This window comes from Tropicimonas sp. S265A (assembly GCF_049800835.1).
Classification (GTDB): Bacteria; Pseudomonadota; Alphaproteobacteria; order Rhodobacterales; family Rhodobacteraceae; genus Dinoroseobacter.
In genome coordinates, this window is sequence record NZ_JBNAFU010000001.1 from 131,404 (window position 1) to 147,187 (window position 15,784).

The 15,784-nt window shown below is 62.2% G+C and carries 13 protein-coding genes; 7 read left to right on the plus strand and 6 right to left on the minus strand.

Annotated features, from left to right (window positions below):
• Position 1 precedes the first annotated feature (1 nt).
• Positions 2–1,285 (plus strand): GTPase HflX, encoded by a 1,284-nt coding sequence (gene hflX / locus ACP15N_RS00675; RefSeq protein ID WP_425091582.1) that lies wholly within the window; start codon positions 2–4, stop codon positions 1,283–1,285.
• Here the strand turns inward: hflX and ACP15N_RS00680 are convergent.
• From ACP15N_RS00680 to hemB, 3 genes are all read right to left on the minus strand, one after another.
• The gene (locus ACP15N_RS00680) at positions 1,282–3,750 is read right to left on the minus strand and encodes a penicillin acylase family protein (protein WP_425090290.1); all 2,469 of its coding nucleotides are present in this window, start codon (positions 3,748–3,750) and stop codon (positions 1,282–1,284) included. The two genes, hflX and ACP15N_RS00680, sit on opposite strands and share 4 nt — an antisense overlap.
• A gap of 66 nt (positions 3,751–3,816) precedes the next feature.
• Positions 3,817–4,386, minus strand: a complete 570-nt coding sequence (locus ACP15N_RS00685) for a YSC84-related protein (RefSeq protein WP_425090291.1) — start codon at positions 4,384–4,386, stop codon at positions 3,817–3,819.
• A 92-nt stretch (positions 4,387–4,478) separates the two neighbouring features.
• Positions 4,479–5,483: a porphobilinogen synthase gene (gene hemB / locus ACP15N_RS00690; protein ID WP_425090292.1), complete on the minus strand. Its 1,005-nt coding sequence runs from the start codon at positions 5,481–5,483 to the stop codon at positions 4,479–4,481.
• A gap of 87 nt (positions 5,484–5,570) precedes the next feature.
• On the opposite strand from hemB, the gene ACP15N_RS00695 reads away from it, so the two are divergent.
• Together ACP15N_RS00695 and mfd are read left to right on the plus strand one after the other, a co-directional pair.
• Entirely contained in the window at positions 5,571–6,134 is a 564-nt protein-coding gene (locus tag ACP15N_RS00695; protein ID WP_425090293.1) for a component of SufBCD complex, read from the plus strand.
• 47 nt (positions 6,135–6,181) lie between these two features.
• The gene (mfd, locus tag ACP15N_RS00700) at positions 6,182–9,658 is read left to right on the plus strand and encodes a transcription-repair coupling factor (RefSeq protein WP_425090294.1); all 3,477 of its coding nucleotides are present in this window, start codon (positions 6,182–6,184) and stop codon (positions 9,656–9,658) included.
• On the opposite strand, the gene ACP15N_RS00705 is transcribed toward mfd, so the two are convergent.
• Positions 9,655–10,863, minus strand: coding sequence for a multidrug effflux MFS transporter (locus ACP15N_RS00705; RefSeq protein WP_425090295.1), 1,209 nt, complete (start codon positions 10,861–10,863; stop codon positions 9,655–9,657). The two genes, mfd and ACP15N_RS00705, sit on opposite strands and share 4 nt — an antisense overlap.
• Positions 10,864–10,979: 116 nt before the next feature.
• Here ACP15N_RS00705 and ACP15N_RS00710 point away from each other — a divergent pair, with 116 nt between their 5' ends.
• Entirely contained in the window at positions 10,980–11,291 is a 312-nt protein-coding gene (locus ACP15N_RS00710) for a hypothetical protein (RefSeq protein WP_425090296.1), read from the plus strand.
• Here the strand turns inward: ACP15N_RS00710 and ACP15N_RS00715 are convergent.
• On the minus strand, positions 11,288–11,944 hold the full coding sequence (locus ACP15N_RS00715; protein ID WP_425090297.1) for a DsbA family oxidoreductase: 657 nt from the start codon (positions 11,942–11,944) through the stop codon (positions 11,288–11,290). The two genes, ACP15N_RS00710 and ACP15N_RS00715, sit on opposite strands and share 4 nt — an antisense overlap.
• Positions 11,941–13,452 (minus strand): class I adenylate-forming enzyme family protein, encoded by a 1,512-nt coding sequence (locus tag ACP15N_RS00720; RefSeq protein ID WP_425090298.1) that lies wholly within the window; start codon positions 13,450–13,452, stop codon positions 11,941–11,943. The genes ACP15N_RS00715 and ACP15N_RS00720 overlap by 4 nt, the downstream gene beginning before the upstream one ends.
• Before the next feature lie 80 nt (positions 13,453–13,532).
• Here ACP15N_RS00720 and ACP15N_RS00725 point away from each other — a divergent pair, with 80 nt between their 5' ends.
• The 3 genes from ACP15N_RS00725 to ACP15N_RS00735 all read left to right on the plus strand — a co-directional run bounded on the left by ACP15N_RS00725 (position 13,533) and on the right by ACP15N_RS00735 (position 15,494).
• Positions 13,533–14,165 (plus strand): helix-turn-helix domain-containing protein, encoded by a 633-nt coding sequence (locus tag ACP15N_RS00725; protein ID WP_425090299.1) that lies wholly within the window; start codon positions 13,533–13,535, stop codon positions 14,163–14,165.
• Between the two features lie 139 nt (positions 14,166–14,304).
• The gene (gene aroQ, locus ACP15N_RS00730; protein WP_425090300.1) at positions 14,305–14,745 is read left to right on the plus strand and encodes a type II 3-dehydroquinate dehydratase; all 441 of its coding nucleotides are present in this window, start codon (positions 14,305–14,307) and stop codon (positions 14,743–14,745) included.
• Positions 14,742–15,494 carry an autoinducer binding domain-containing protein gene (locus ACP15N_RS00735; protein ID WP_425090301.1) on the plus strand — a complete coding sequence of 251 codons (753 nt, stop codon included), beginning with the start codon at positions 14,742–14,744 and terminating at the stop codon, positions 15,492–15,494. Before aroQ ends, ACP15N_RS00735 begins: the two co-directional genes overlap by 4 nt.
• The last annotated feature ends 290 nt before the right edge of the window (positions 15,495–15,784 follow it).

A 15,784-nucleotide genomic window follows, 5' to 3' on the forward strand; every position in this document is an offset into this window, starting at 1 on the left:
CCTGCAAGAGCATAAGGCTGCGCCGACCCGCGCGCTCGTCCTGCATCCCGAACTGACCTCGGACCGTGATCGCCGCAATGCGCCCGATGCGCTGTCGGAGGCGGTATCGCTTGCGGGTGCACTCCCCGACCTCGACGTTGTCGGCGGTGACATCGTTCGGCTGCCCAAACCTCAGCCCGGTTTGTTGTTTGGATCGGGCAAGCTCGATGAACTGGGCAGCCGGATCGAGACCGAGGAGGTGGGCCTCGTTCTGATTGACGGGCCTGTCACGCCGGTTCAGCAACGCAATTTGGAACGAGCGTGGAAGACCAAGATCCTCGACCGGACGGGCCTGATCCTTGAGATTTTTGCAGATCGCGCGCGCACCCGCGAGGGGGTGTTGCAGGTGGAGCTGGCTGCGCTGAGCTATCAGCGCACCCGGCTGGTACGGTCCTGGACCCACCTGGAGCGTCAGCGCGGTGGGCTCGGCTTCGTCGGGGGGCCGGGGGAGACACAGATCGAGGCGGACCGCCGTGCCATCGACGACGCGATGACCCGCATCCGGCGGCAACTGTCGAAGGTGGTGAAAACCCGCGAGTTGCACAGGGCCGCCCGGCGCAAGGTCCCGTTCCCCATCGTAGCGCTCGTGGGTTATACGAATGCGGGCAAGTCCACGTTGTTCAATCGTTTGACCGGCGCGGACGTGTTGGCGAAGGACATGCTGTTCGCCACACTTGACCCGACCATGCGGTCGCTGGAATTGCCCGACGGAACAGAGATCATCCTGTCGGACACGGTGGGGTTCATCTCTGATCTGCCCACGGAACTGGTCGCGGCCTTCCGTGCCACGCTCGAAGAGGTTCTGGAGGCGCACCTGATCGTCCATGTGCGCGATATCTCGCATCCCGAAACCGAAGCGCAGGCGCGCGATGTTCTGGCGATCATGGACCGTCTGGGCGTGGCCGAGGAAACGCCGGTTCTGGAGGTGTGGAACAAGATCGACCAACTGCCCGCCCCGGAAGAGGAGGCCATGATCACCGCCGCAGACCGGCACGAGAAGGTGTTTGCGATCTCGGCTCTGAATGGCACCGGGTTCGAGGCGCTCACACAAGGGATATCAGCGCATTTGTCAGAGCCGCGCGTGGCCGAGGATCTGCATCTGGCTTTTGCCGAAGGGCGGGCGCGGGCGTGGTTGTTCGAACAGGGTCTGGTGGAGCATGAAAACCTGAGCGAGACCGGTTACAACCTGCACGTTGTCTGGACAGCCCGGCAGAAAGCGGCGTTCGAGAAAGCGTTTCCGGGCTAGTTCGCGGCCGGGATCAGTTGCGTGATCCCGATGGCACCCGCGCGGGCCAGATCAGGATCAAGGGACATCGGAATATACTCGCCGCGCCGCCACAACTCGCCCAAATCATCATAATGCCGGGACAGGGGATGACCCGATTGCCCGGTCGCCGTTATGAATACCGAACTGTCGGGGTCGGCAAAGTCATAGACCCCTCTGTAACTGCTGCCATCTCCGCTTTGCCATGGGTTCGGGCCCGTGCCAGCGCTCAGGCCGCGATTGAGCGTGAAATCCCCGCCGGAGGTCGACTGGCGTATATTCACGATCGCGCCGAGGAACGCGATATCGCCGAGGACCGGATGATCATGCGCGGCTTCGTGCGCGTCGCCCCAGCGCCATGCCGTGATGCCACCGCCATTGCGCTCCCGAAGGGTCAATAGCGCTTCGTCCAGCGCGGCGCGTGCCTGATCCTGACAGGTTTCCTGCGCGACCGACTGGATGACATCACACCAGACCGCAGCGCCCTCCACGTCGCGGAACACACGTTCGAGGAACAGCGGTTCCACATGGGTGAAGGCTCCGGCGAGCGGGCCTAACTCGTCACGGATCAACCGATCCTGAAGCGTTTTCATCCACTGTGCATAGATCAGCGGTTCCGGCAGGTGCTCGGACATCTCGCCATTCCATTCGGCCAGCAGATCAAGCGCGGTCTTGCGGGCGCGTTCCACCGTGCCTTGCGGGGCAGCCTCTGAAGTGAACCACAGATCCCGCGCAACCAGCGGCAGAAGCGTGCGTGCGGCGGGGCTGACGGTGTCGAGTTGTGCCTCCACAAAGCTTTCACGGGTGTGAACCGGACGCGCCGACATCAGCCGCTGCCAGCGCTGGATGCGTTGCGTGTCGCCCCAGTCGAACGAGATGTGTAGCGGGAACGGGCGGTCGATGATCTTGTTGTTCGTGTTGCCCAGCAAGCCGCTTTCGGGATTGCGGGTTTCGGGGTTGGCCGCATAGCCCATGGCGCCTTGCCAGCGGTTCTCCGGGCGCCAGCCCGGTGTGGGCAGCCGGCCGAGGCTTTGGTGGCGCACCGACCGTCGGGGCAGGGCGCCCACCAACTTGTGGGCAATCCCGTCCTCTCCGGCGATCATCAGGTTTTGCGACGGCGCCACGAACCGCTCTGCAATCCTGAGCGCATCGTCAAGTGTTCCCGCGCGCATCAAACCGATGGCCGCATCCATGGAGGTGTCCGCCGGGCTGAGCGCGGTCCAGCTCAGCGCCGCGACATGCCCTGGCGGAGTGATGGTGGCCAGATCGTACTGTTCGCCCGTCAGGATCGGTCCGTTGTCGCTCCAGCGCCGGGTGATCGTCACGGGTGGCGCGTCCTTCACCCGGATGACGGTGCGACGCGTTTCGAACGGCTTGTATCCGTCCGGGGTCTGGTACTCTTCGGGATTGTCGGGGTTCAGGCGTTCCAGCAAGACATCCTGATCGTCCGCATAGGACGACGTCAGCCCCCAACCGAGCCGATCCGAACGCCCCGTCAGAATCGCCGGAATGCCCGGGATGGTGCCTCCGATCACGCCGCCAGAAGAAAGCTCCAGCCGGGCCAGATACCAAAGGGACGGTGCGGTGAATTGCAAGTGCGGGTCATTGGCCAGAAGGGCACCGCCCGCGGTCGATCTGCTGGCATCCGCGGCCCAGACATTCGATGCGCCCGCTGTCACCCTGTTCTGCACCGGCGACATGGGAGGGGGCTGTGTCACCGGACCCATCGCCTGGCGCGCATCGAGCGTCGGGAAAAGCTGCGCGAAGTCTTCCAGAGCGACGATGCCATCTCCGGGCGCATCCGGCATCAGATCGGCCACCCGCTCCGGTCCCACGGTCAGCGAGAGGCGGGCGCGGAGGACCTCTGTCGGCAGGTGCGTGCTCAGTTGCAGCGCCATCAGCTTTATCAGAACGACGGAATCCGCCGGTTGCCATGGCGCGATTTCAGGCGTGAATAGCCAGAACTCCGGCGCACCGCGGCCCAAGGCGCGCGTGTTGACCTCCTCTACCCGGGCGTTCACACCGCGCGCGTATGCCTCAAGCGCGGCTCGGGTATCGGGCTGCAAGGCTGCAACGGAGCTTTGCGCGAGTGTATAGAAATCGAACCGGCGCAGCAGGTCGTCGATTGGCAAGGTGCGTGTCCCGAACACTTCCGACAAGCGGCCTTGCGCGGTTCGGCGCAGCATCAAAAGCTGCCACAGTCGGTCCTGGGCATGGGCATAGCCAAGGCCAAAGAACACGTCATCGTCGGAGTCAGCGAAAATATGGGGCACATTGTGCGTGTCCCGAACTATTTCCACCGGGGCATCAAGGCCGCGCGCGGTGTGGCGTGCGTCGTAGTCCGGGAGTGACCGGCTGGCAAAGTAATAGGCCCCCATGCCCGCGAACCCGAGCAAGGCCAGAGCGGTGATCAAACCGCGAAAAAGCCAGCGAAACAAGCGCGCCATTCAGGTCATGCCCCCTGTCGCGCCCCGGTGTCTGCCGAGGCGGCTGTTCTCACTGGCTGCGCGCTATCAAGGGATAATGCGGTTGTAAACGGTCCCGTCGATCGAGGCCCCGCCGATCAGACCGGCCTGCCCGAAAACCACGCCGATTACCGGGTCGACCGCAGTCAGGGTCTCGGCGCTGATCTGTTGGGCATTGTCCGCCATCGTCAGCTTCAGGTCGCCGCCTGCGGTCAGGCCCAGCCCGTTGCGGAAGTTCTGAAGCGCCTCTTCGGTCATGAAATAGATCGCATGGGCATATTGCTGTGCGCCGATCTGAACACCGAAGCTGGCCTGCGTGGCCTGATAGTAGTCAATCGTCGCGCCGCCAACCCGCAGCGCGCCGCGTCCATAGGCACCGCCGAACCCGAACGACGCTTCGGTCTGCAGCGGCATGACCAGAACACCGGCAGCTTTCTCGCCCAGTTCCCGCGCCCCGGGCACATCGCTGTCGAGAAAGGCCAGTGCGGCGTCAACACGTGTGTCTATTGTTGCCGCGCGCTGCGCGCTGCCGGACACGGAATTACAGCCCGCAAGGGCTAGTGCGGATGCGCCCATGGCGACCATCGCCGCCCGACGCGAAAACAGGGGAGAAGTCATATGCTCGAACTCTCAATTGTGTGGCAGGGCACTCCGGCCCCTTTATACGGTACTGTAAACCACCCGTGGGGGGCTGTCACCCGTTCACGCGGTCACAGAACCCCATCACGCAATTTTTGCGCAACTTCCGGCGCAAAATACGTGAGAATTCCGTCGCAGCCGGCGCGTTTGAACCCCAGCAGCGACTCAGCCATCACCTTGTCGCCATCGATCCAGCCGTTTTGTGCGGCTGCCTTGATCATCGCGTATTCGCCGGAGACCTGATAGGCATAGGTCGGAACACCAAACGCGTCTTTTACCCGGCGGCAGATATCCAGATACGGCATGCCCGGTTTGACCATGACCATATCCGCCCCTTCGAGAAGGTCGCGTTCGATTAGGCGCAGTGCTTCGTTCGTGTTGCCCGGGTCCATCTGGTAAGTCTTCTTGTCGCCCTTCAATGCGCCCGACGCGCCAACCGCATCGCGAAATGGGCCGTAGAAGGCCGACGCGTACTTGGCCGCATAGCTCATGATCGTCACATCCCGGTGGCCGTTGGCCTCCAGCACCGCGCGCATCGCGCCGATGCGCCCGTCCATCATGTCCGACGGGCCGAGAATGTCCGCACCGGCCTCGGCCTGCGCCAGCGCCATCTTGGCCAGTGCCTGCACCGTTTCATCGTTCAGGATCACGCCATCGCGGACAAATCCGTCATGCCCGTTGATGTTGTACGGATCCAGCGCAACGTCCGTCATCACCGCAATCTCAGGCACCGCCGCCTTGATCGCCCGGATTGCCCGGTTGGACAGGTTGTTTTCGTCCCACGCCTCGGCGCAGTCCTCCGTCTTGAGCGCAGAGTCGATATAGGGAAAGATACAGATTGCCGGGATGCCGAGCGCTGCGGCGCGTTCTGCGGCCTTCACCGCGCCATCGACCGTTACGCGGTCCACTCCGGGCATGGAGGCCACCGGACCTGCACCTTCGGCTTCCGAAACGAAGATCGGCCAGATCAGGTCCTCTACCGTGAGGGTGTGTTCGCGCGCCAACCCGCGCAGGGCCGCGTTCTTGCGCATGCGACGAAAGCGGGCATGAGGGAAGGGGGCTTGGGTCGGGCGCATGGTTTTGCCTTGATCGCTATTGTTTTTCACTGGGTGACACGGTTTTAACCCTATCTCAAGGCTGGAACTCTCCGAAGCGCGGTCCTAATGTCTGCGCGGCAAACCAGACCGGACGTGCTCGTGGACCTGACAATCGCTGCAACTGAAATCATCGACATGCGGTCGTTCTCCAGCATGTGGTTCTGGATCACGCTGGCGGTGTTCTGGTCGGCGATGAGCCACTACGCGGTGGGCGTGCCTTACGACATGGTTCAGCGCGCCTTTCGCCGAAATGACGAACAGGCGTGGCGCGATCTGGAGGCGCTGGCGCGGATCAACGCTCGGCGTCTGCTGGTTATCGGGTCAAGCGCGGGTGTGTTCGTGGCCGGGTTTGCGGGGTTTTTGTTAACCACGCTGCTGGTGCTTGGGTTCTTCTACCGGGTGGAGTTCTTTCAGGCCGCGTTCATGATCGCGTTTCCCTTCGCGCTGGTCGGGCTCTTGTCCCAACGTACGGCCCGCCTGATCCTAGAGGTGCAGCCCGAAGGCCCGGACCTTGCGCGAGGACTGCGCAGGCACCGGTTTTACGTGCAACTGATCGGGATGGTCTCGATCCTCGTGACCGCGTTCTGGGGCGTGTTCCATGTGCTCAGCACGGGCGTTCTGGGCAATTAGGCCCGCAGCCGGTTGACACGAGGACTGTTCCGCGTAGGTCACGGCGCATGACTGTTCCGCCCCCCGATCATGTGACCGTTTCCGGCGTTCCCGAAGGCTATGACGCGCAGGTTCTTGCGCGGGAACTTTCCCGCGCCGAAGCCCCGGTGTTGTTTGTTGCGCGCGATGACAAGCGGCTTGCAGCTATGGAGCAGGCCTTGGACGTGACGCGTCCCGACTTGCCACGCCTGATCTTTCCCGCATGGGATTGTCTGCCCTACGATCGCTCGTCGCCAAATCCGGACCTGTCAGCAGCGCGCATGGCGACACTGGCGGCGCTGGCGCAAGGCGCAGTGCCGGGTCCGTTTGTTGTCCTAACCACCCTGAACGCGCTCTTGCAGAAGATTCCCGCCCGCGCGGTGCTGCAGGAGGCCAGCTTTGTCGCTGATGTCGGCGGGCAGATCAACGAGGGCGCGTTGCGGAATTTTCTGGTCCGCATGGGGTTTGTGCAGGCACCCACCGTCACCGAACCGGGCGACTACGCGATCCGGGGTGGCATCATCGATGTCTATTCCCCGGGGGAGGCCGGGCCCGTGCGGCTCGATCTCTTTGGCGACGTGCTGGATGGCGCGCGGCGGTTTGATCCGATCAGCCAGCGCACCACCGAAACGCTGGACCGCGTGGAACTGGCCCCTGTGTCGGAGGTCATTCTGGACGAGGCCGCGATCCGGAGGTTTCGCCAGAATTACCGGATCGAGTTCGGCGCGGCGGGCACGGATGACCCGCTTTACGAGGCGGTCAGCGCCGGGCGCAAGCACGCAGGCATGGAACACTGGTTGCCCTATTTCCACGACACGCTCGAAACCCTGCTGGACTATCTGCCGGATGCGGCGGTGGTGTTTGACGATCAGTCCCAAGCGGCCGAAGACGCGCGCTGGGAAGGCATCAAGGATCAATACGAAACGCGGCGTCACGCGCTGACCCAAAAGGGCCGCATCGACACCGTCTACAAACCGGTGCCGCCCGAGGCATTGTACCTGTCGCCCGATGCGACTGAGGCCACGCTACGAGACCGGCGGGTCCTGCGCCTGTCAGTGCTGCCGCAGGCCACCGGCCCCGGCGTGACGGATGCGGGCGCGCGGATCGGGCGATCCTTCGCGCCTGAGCGCCAAAGCGGGGACATAAACCTGTTCGAAGCCCTGGCCGACCACGTTCGGGCCAAACGCAAGGAGGCGCAGGTTGTCGTCGCCAGCTGGTCGGAGGGCGCGCGCGAGCGTCTGTCGGGGCTGCTGGAGGATCAGGAGATCGCGGACACGAAACCGATCGCCCGGCTTTCAGATGTGCCTGAGGGAACTGGGGGCGTCTTCCTGCTGGTCTGGCCGCTCGATCAGGGGTTCGAGGGGCGCGATGCGCGGGGCACACCGCTGGTCGTGATCTCGGAACAGGATGTTCTCGGCGACCGGCTGATCCGCAAGACCAAGCGCAAGCGCCGGGCGGAGAACTTCCTGCAGGAGGCCACAAGCCTCAGCGCGGGCGATCTGGTCGTGCATGTCGATCACGGTGTGGGTCTGTTCAAGGGCATGGAAACCGTTACCGCGATGGGCGCACCCCATGAATGCCTGTTGCTGGAATATGCGGGCGGTGACCGATTGTTCCTGCCGGTGGAAAACATCGAACTGCTCAGTCGTTTCGGACAGGAAACCGGACTGCTCGACAAGCTGGGTGGCGGCGCATGGCAGGCCAAGAAGGCCAGGCTTAAGGAACGCATCCGCGAGATGGCGGACAAGCTGATCCGCATTGCTGCCGAACGCGCCCTGCGCCGTGCTCCGATGCTGGAGCCGCCCCCCGACATGTGGGAGGCGTTCTCCGCCCGCTTCCCCTATCAGGAGACCGACGATCAGCTGAACGCCATCGAAGACGTGCTGCGCGACCTGGGTGCCGGCACCCCGATGGATCGGCTGATCTGTGGCGATGTTGGCTTCGGCAAGACCGAAGTCGCGATGCGCGCGGCCTTTGTCGCGGCCCTGTCGGGCGTGCAGGTGGCGGTAATTGCGCCAACAACGTTGCTGGCGCGCCAGCATTTCAAGTCTTTCTCCGAACGCTTCCGGGGGTTTCCGCTGGAGGTGCGCGCGTTGTCCCGGTTTGTGTCGGCGAAAGAGGCTGCGGACACACGCAAGGGGATCGCCGCAGGCACGGTCGATATTGTCGTGGGCACCCACGCGTTGCTGGCCAAGCAGGTGCGGTTTCACAACCTCGGCCTGCTTGTCATTGACGAGGAGCAGAAATTCGGCGTCACCCACAAGGAGCGGCTGAAGGAATTGCGCTCTGACGTGCATGTGTTGACGCTTACGGCCACTCCGATCCCGCGCACGTTGCAACTCAGCCTGTCTGGCGTGCGCGACCTGTCAATCATCGGCACACCGCCCGTCGACCGCTTGTCGATCCGAACTTATGTGCAGGAGTTTGACGGGGTCACGATCCGCGAGGCGCTGTTGCGCGAACACTATCGCGGCGGGCAGTCGTTCTTTGTCGTCCCGCGCATCAAGGACATTCCGGAGATCGAGGATTTCCTGCGCGATCAGGTGCCCGAAGTCAGTTTCATGGTGGCCCACGGCCGGATGGCGGCAGGCGAGCTCGATGACCGGATGAACGCGTTCTACGACGGCAAATACGACGTGCTGCTGGCCACGACGATCGTCGAATCCGGCCTCGATATCCCGACCGCGAACACGATGATCATTCACCGGGCCGATATGTTCGGACTGAGCCAGCTCTATCAGATCCGGGGCAGGGTGGGGCGCGCCAAGACCCGCGCCTATGCCTATCTGACCACCAAGCCGCGCAGCCCGCTGACCCCGCAGGCCGAAAAACGCCTGCGCGTGCTCGGCAGCCTCGACAGCCTCGGGGCGGGGTTCACGCTGGCCAGCCAGGACCTGGATATTCGCGGCGCGGGGAACCTGCTGGGCGAGGAGCAGTCCGGCCAGTTCCGCGATGTGGGGTTTGAGCTTTATCAATCCATGCTTGAGGAAGCGATCGGCAAGATCAAGGCCGGTCAGATGGAAGGTCTGACTGACGAGGATGGTCAATGGGCGCCGCAGATCAATCTGGGCGTGCCCGTTCTTATCCCCGAGGTCTATGTCCCGGATCTGGACGTCCGTCTCGGCCTCTATCGCCGTCTTTCGCAGCTGACCACCAAGGTGGAGCTCGAAGGGTTCGCCGCCGAACTGATCGACCGCTTCGGCAAGCTCCCGCGGGAGGTCAACACGCTGCTTCTGATCGTGCGCATCAAGGCGGAGTGCAAGAAGGCCGGGATCGCGAAACTGGATGGCGGCCCGAAGGGCGCGACCGTGCAGTTCCACAATGACAAGTTTGCCAATCCGGCGGGCCTCGTGAGCTTCATCCAGGACCAGCGCGGACAGGCGAAGGTCAAGGACAACAAGATCATCGTGCGCCGCGACTGGGCGAAGGAGAGCGACCGTATAAAGGGGGCGTTTTCGATCGCGCGTGATCTGGCGAAGCAGGCGCGCGTTGCCGAGAAAGCCTAGGCCGGAACCTCGTCCCGGCTGCCCAGTACCCGCATCACCCCGTAGCCGATCACGGCGAGAACACAAATTCCAAGTGCAATGGGCACCGGTGTTCCGTCAAACTGCAACCCAAGCGGAACCGCCAGCAGAACCGACCCCACGGTGGCAATAGCGCCCACGACGGAGGCCGCCGTTCCGGCGATGTGGCCCATCGGTTCGAGGGCAATCGCATTCAGATTGCCGATTGTGAGGCCGACCATGAAAAACACGCTGGTGTTCCAGGCCACATAGGCCGCGAAATATACAGGTTGCGGCAGGGCGAGTTGCGATATGGCGAGGAACGCGAGGACGCTGACGATCTGGAAGACAAGAGCACCGCGCACCATCTTGCGCATGCCCAATCGCACCACGACCCGGGCGTTCACAAGGCTGGACAGCGCGGCGATGATCGCAATCAGCGCGAACCACAGGGGAAACTCATTGCCACGTCCGAATGTCTGGTCGAAGGTCTGCTGTGTGGAGGACAGGATCGAAAACAGGCATCCCATGGCCAGTGTCTGCACGACGATCGTCAGCCGCAGGACGCGGTTTTCGAGAACCTCGCGCACGCTGCTTAGAAGACTGCGCGCCTGAAACGGGCGTCGGGCGGCCGGGGGCAAGGTCTCTGGCTGACGAAGCCAGAGCCAGAAGGCCGACAGAACCGAGAATGTGATGAAGGCTCCGAATATCCCGCGCCAGCCGGTCAGCGCCATGATCCCGGCGCCAATGCTGGGTGCGATGGCGGGGATCAGCGAAAACACCAGGAAAACGAACGACATGATCCGCGCCATCTGCCGCCCGGCATACAGATCCCGGACAATGGCCACTGCAACAACCCGTGGCCCGGCCCCGCCAAGGCCTTGTATCACCCGCCCCGCCAGCGCCAGTTCCAGACTGGGGGCCGCCCAAGCCAGCGCCGCCCCCGCACAGTAAAGTACCGCTCCGCCAAGAATAACCGGTCGCCGCCCCAGTGCATCCGACAGCGGGCCTGCGAAAAGTGTGCCGATCCCCATGCCCAGAACGAAGCTCGTGATGATTAGAGCGGCGCGATTGGGGGCCTCGGGTGTCAGGGCCAATGCGATCTCTGGCATCGCGGGCAGCATCGCATCGATCGAGAACGCGATGGTCGAAAACAACGCCGCGATCAGCGCGATGAATTCCGGCGGGGACAAGCGAGTGCGGGGCATTTGTGGCGCTTACGCCTCGGGATGCGTGTGGTCAATGCGCGCAGTTCGAAAAGCTGGCCTGCTATTTACCGACTAAAATAGTCAGATAATATTCTTAAACAGAAGGAACCTCCGTTATGCCTCGGTTTACTACCCTTTTCACTGCCCTGGTTCTTCCCTGTTCGGCACTGGCCTCCGGTGCGGGCGATGTCGAACACGGCGGCACCAATTACCTGGCCAATGCCGTTTTCACCTACGAGCTTTTCGAGGCAACGGTCGACCACGTCGATCTTGTGAACTGCCCTGTCGAGTTCGACCCTGACGCGGTATTCTGCCGGATGACTTTGGCCAGCGAGATGGCGAACGTTTTTGTATTCTCGTTCGATGACGCGCAGCCACCGCTGGCGGTAAAGAGCTACGATCTTGAAGGGGATTTTATGCCCTTCTAGGGTGCGGGGTCCGCGACTGCCTCGATCTGTTCTGCCAACTCGTCAATAACTTGCAACCAAAGATCGGTTCCCTGCGCGCCTGACAAGGCGTGCTGGTTGGCGATGATAAAACACGGAACGCCCGTGACGCCTTTGTCGCGGGCGTTCTGGTCCCGCGCGCGGATGTCATTCCGATCGCTGGGGGAAGCCAGAAGCCGGTCGACCATCTCCCGGTCCATACCGATCTCGCCTGCCAAGCGCGACAGAACTGCGGCATGGCCAATATCGCGCCCCTCGTTGAAATAGGCTTTGAACAGGCGGGATACCATTGCGGTTTGTCGTCCTTCCAGTCCCGCCCAATGGATCAGGCGGTGCGCATCAAGTGTGTTCGGCGTCCGTTCAATCGCAGCGAAATCGATGCCCAGCTTAAGTTGCTCTGCGCGTTCGACAATCGGCGCGTAGGCCTGCGCAGCGCCGCTTTGCCCGCCGAACTTGCGCTCCAGATAGTCGACACGGTCCATCCCGTCGGCAGGCATGTCCGGGTTGAGTTGAAAAGGGTGCCATTCAATTTCGAAGGCGTGGTTCGGGCGGGCCTCCAGCGCACGGTCAAGATAGGTCTTGCCGATGTAGCACCATGGGCAAATCGGATCGGAGATGATGTCGAGTTTGATCATAGGGGGGCCTCAAATCCTGCGCGCAGCGCTTTTCGGTTAAGTTTGCCGTTCGCATTTCGCGGCAGGTTGGTCTGATATAAGTAGAGCCGGGGCTGTTTGTAGCGCGCCAGGTGCGTTTCGGCGTGAGCCTTCAGGTCCGCCTCGGGGATTGGCGCTGCCGCAGTATAGAAGAGTGCAATGACTTTGGCGTCTGCCTTGATGGCCACCTCCGTCGCGGCACATTCCGACATCGCGGGCAGGCGGGCAAAGGCCGCCTCGACCTCGAGCGGGGCCACCCGGTACCCGCCTGCGTTCATCATGTCGTCATCGCGCCCGAGATACCGCACCGTCCCATCCGCCGCCAGTGTGGCGCGGTCGCCAGTGTCGAACCAGTCGCCTTTCATGCGCGCCCGTGTTGCGGCCTCGTCACCGAGATAGCCGAGCATCAGTCCGGGATCGCGTCGGTGAATGCCAAGCGTGCCCGGTGTTCCGAAGGGTTGTGGTTGTCCATTACTGTCCAGAACCGCCAGGCGTCGCCCGGCCTGAGCAAACCCGGCCACGCCAGGTGGGGCCTGACGCCGGGGGTGCGCGGAAATATACGTCGAACACTCTGACATGCCCAATGCCTCGTAGATTTCCGTGCCGGTGCGGGCATGCCACGCGGCACGCACCGAAGCGGGCAGGGCCTCGCCGGCGCTGAGGGCGTGACGCAAATGCGGAAGATCGATTTTCGCGTCGGACTTGAGAATCTGCCGGTAAACACCCGGAGCGGCGGCAAAAACACTTGCATTTGACCGCGCCAAGACGTCCGGGAGCTCGGCATTTGCAACCCCTTCGGCACGGATCAGGGCAGTGGCGCCAAGCGCCCACGGGTCCATCAGGCCAACCCCAAGGGTGTAGGTCCAGTTGAACGCACCGGCGTGAAACACGCGGTCTATGCCGGTCAATCCGTACCATCCCTGATACATCATGCGCCGCGCCCAGATCGCGCGATGCGCATGGGCCACGGCGCGGGGCGTGCCCGACGAACCGGATGTGTAAATGACGTAGCCCAGTCGGTTCGCATCTCCCAGATGCGGCGCGTCCATTTGGCCGCCAGTGTGCAGGTCTTCGGGGCGCAGGCAGGGGACGCCTCCGGGCAAGGCCAAGGGGGCGTGACCGATGCACAGGCGTGGGGCCAGGCCCCGTGCGATCCAATCCGTCTCTGCCTGCGTGAGCGCCGCAGACGTCGGCACTGGCACGTATCCGGCCCAGAGGGCGGCCAAAAACACCAGCGGAAACTCAACCGTGTTTCCAAGGCGCATCAGAACGATGTCACCGGGGGTCAGCCCGGTGTCCCGCAAGCCCGCTGCAACTTCTTGAACAGACGCAAGAATTTCGGAGAAGCTCCACGTTTTCGGTGTATCAGCTCCGTGCAGTTCGAGCGCCGGAGCCGGGCCGCGTTCGGTTGCGCGCTGCAACACGTAAGCCGCCATGTTGAACGGCTCGGGAACAGGCTCCGGCAGACCGATATCGTAAATGCCGTCCATCGTGTCGTGCTAGGCGGCGGGCGTACCTAATGCAAGTCTCCCCATTGCAAGGCCCTGTGAATTACCCATAAATGCAGGCCATGTCAGAGAGCGACAAAGAACCGAGCCTGATCCGACTTGCCCGTGAAAACGGAGACACGTCGCCAGTGGAACCCCTGAACCTTGGTCAACGCGTCCGGGATCTTCGCAAGGCGCGCAACTGGACGCTGGAGCAGGCTGCGGGGCAGGCGGGCCTTGCGCGATCCACCTTGTCGAAGATCGAGAACGGTCAGATGTCGCCGACCTATGAGGCGCTCAAGAAACTCGCCGAAGGGCTGGAGATTACAATTCCGCAACTGTTTACCGCGCCACGCAAGGCCCAGGTCAACGGTCGGATGGTCGTGACCAAAGCCGACGAAGGCGAACCGCATCCGACCGCGACGTACGAGCATGAGCTTCTGGCTGCAACCCTGACCAAAAAGACGATGCTGCCGTATCGCGCCCGCGTCAGGGCTCGCGGGTTTGACGAGTTCAACGGGTGGGTGCGCCACGACGGAGAGGAATTCCTTTATGTTCTGACTGGCGCCATCAAACTGATCACCGAGTTCTACGAACCGGTTGAGATGCGTCGCGGTGACAGCGCGTATTATGACGCGTCTATGGGGCATAACGTGGTCTCGGTCAGTCAGGAAGACGCGACGATCCTCTGGGTCACGTCGTTGGCCGGGACCTGACAAATCAAGGATGGTGGATGTTCTTGTGCAAAACGGACCGGACTGCTCGCCACCTAGTAATCCTATAATCTGTATTATGTAATTTTTGACTTTTGATGCATTGTGCACAAATCTAGCGTGCCAAAGTGCGGAGCCCCTTGTGATTATTGATGTTTTAAATGGTCCGAACCTCAATCTGCTTGGGACCCGCCAACCTGAGGTCTACGGCACCACCACGCTCTCGGACATTAAGCGGCTCTGTACCGACAAGGCTGAGGCTTTGGGTGTCGATCTGAGGTTCTCTCAAACCAACCACGAAGGTGCGCTGGTCGATCAGATCCATGCCGCAGGCCAAACCGCCAGCGGCATCGTGATCAACGCGGGTGCCTACACGCACACATCCGTCGCCCTGCACGATGCTCTAGCGTCCGTCGCGCTGCCTGTTTTCGAGGTGCATCTCTCCAACATCCACGCGCGCGAACCCTTTCGCCATCGCTCCTACATCAGTCCGGTCGCTACAGGCCTGATCTGTGGGTTCGGCCCGATCGGTTACGTTTACGCGCTGGACGCATTGGTGGAGATGTTGCGGTCAACCTCATGATTTCCGGGCACCTTAGTGCGCTGATCGCCAAGTCTTCCATCGAGGAGGTCTGGGCATTGCATTGTGCCCAGATGGCCCAGTATGGCTTCGACCGGCTGCTTTACGGGTTTACACGGTTTCGGACAGCCAGTTCCTACGGGGACCGCAAGGATGCACTGATTCTCAGCAACCACGATCCGGAGTACCTGGAACAGTTCTTTGCAGAGGACCTGGTGCGCAACGCGCCGATGGTTCAATGGTCAGAGCAGAACTCCGGCGCGTGTTGCTGGTCCTATATAGATGACCTCGAGCGTTCCGGATTGCTGTCAAAAGGTGCCTTGAAGGTTCTGGAATTAAACCGGAAATTCGATGTGACCGCTGGTGTGACCATCAGTTTCAAGGATATCGCGGTCGGCGGATTCGGGGCGATTGGAATGGCCGCTGTCAAGGGCACGACACAGGCGCAGGTGCAGGCGATCTGGGACAAGCATGGCCGCGATTTGCTGCTCAGCAACAATATCGTCCACCTTCGCGCGCTCACCCTGCCCTCGCCAAATCGGAATCGACTGACCGAAAGACAGCGCGAAGTTCTCCAATGGGTTGCAAACGGGAAGACAATCCACGAGGTCAGCGAAGTCATTGGTCGCAAACCGGCAACAGTTGAGAAACATCTGCGCCTTGCGCGTGAGGCGATGAATGCCGAGACGACTGCACAAGCGGTGCTAAAGGCCTCAGTTCAAAATCAAATTTTCCTCGATACGTTGCGATAATGCGGCCTGTCCTGCGCTGGTAAGGAAATCCACACTTTCTTTACGGTGGGGAAGGTGGCAAGGTTTGGCGGTTCCGTGAGTGGTGGCTTTGGCCATGGAACCGGTCGTAGGTGGGGCCTTAGTGTATTTCGTGAGGGACCGCCGAAGACACGCCGGCTGCATGCGGTATTGTTCTCCGTGTGCAGTCGGCACTTCGAACATACGGGTATTCATCCCCAAGGTGCCCGTTCGGTTCGTGAACGGCGGCGCGTCTGTAAAGGTTGTCGCCGTTTAACGCAGGTAGCCAAACG

Bases quoted from the DNA above. Each gene is read 5' to 3' on its own strand.
- ACP15N_RS00680 (WP_425090290.1), bottom strand. From the start codon at position 3,750: ATGGCGCGCTTGTTTCGCTGGCTTTTTCGCGGTTTGATCACCGCTCTG.
- ACP15N_RS00685 (WP_425090291.1), bottom strand. From the start codon at position 4,386: ATGACTTCTCCCCTGTTTTCGCGTCGGGCGGCGATGGTCGCCATGGGC.
- hemB (WP_425090292.1), bottom strand. From the start codon at position 5,483: ATGCGCCCGACCCAAGCCCCCTTCCCTCATGCCCGCTTTCGTCGCATG.
- ACP15N_RS00695 (WP_425090293.1), top strand. From the start codon at position 5,571: ATGTCTGCGCGGCAAACCAGACCGGACGTGCTCGTGGACCTGACAATC.
- mfd (WP_425090294.1), top strand. From the start codon at position 6,182: ATGACTGTTCCGCCCCCCGATCATGTGACCGTTTCCGGCGTTCCCGAA.
- ACP15N_RS00705 (WP_425090295.1), bottom strand. From the start codon at position 10,863: ATGCCCCGCACTCGCTTGTCCCCGCCGGAATTCATCGCGCTGATCGCG.
- ACP15N_RS00710 (WP_425090296.1), top strand. From the start codon at position 10,980: ATGCCTCGGTTTACTACCCTTTTCACTGCCCTGGTTCTTCCCTGTTCG.
- ACP15N_RS00715 (WP_425090297.1), bottom strand. From the start codon at position 11,944: ATGATCAAACTCGACATCATCTCCGATCCGATTTGCCCATGGTGCTAC.
- ACP15N_RS00720 (WP_425090298.1), bottom strand. From the start codon at position 13,452: ATGGACGGCATTTACGATATCGGTCTGCCGGAGCCTGTTCCCGAGCCG.
- ACP15N_RS00725 (WP_425090299.1), top strand. From the start codon at position 13,533: ATGTCAGAGAGCGACAAAGAACCGAGCCTGATCCGACTTGCCCGTGAA.
- ACP15N_RS00735 (WP_425090301.1), top strand. From the start codon at position 14,742: ATGATTTCCGGGCACCTTAGTGCGCTGATCGCCAAGTCTTCCATCGAG.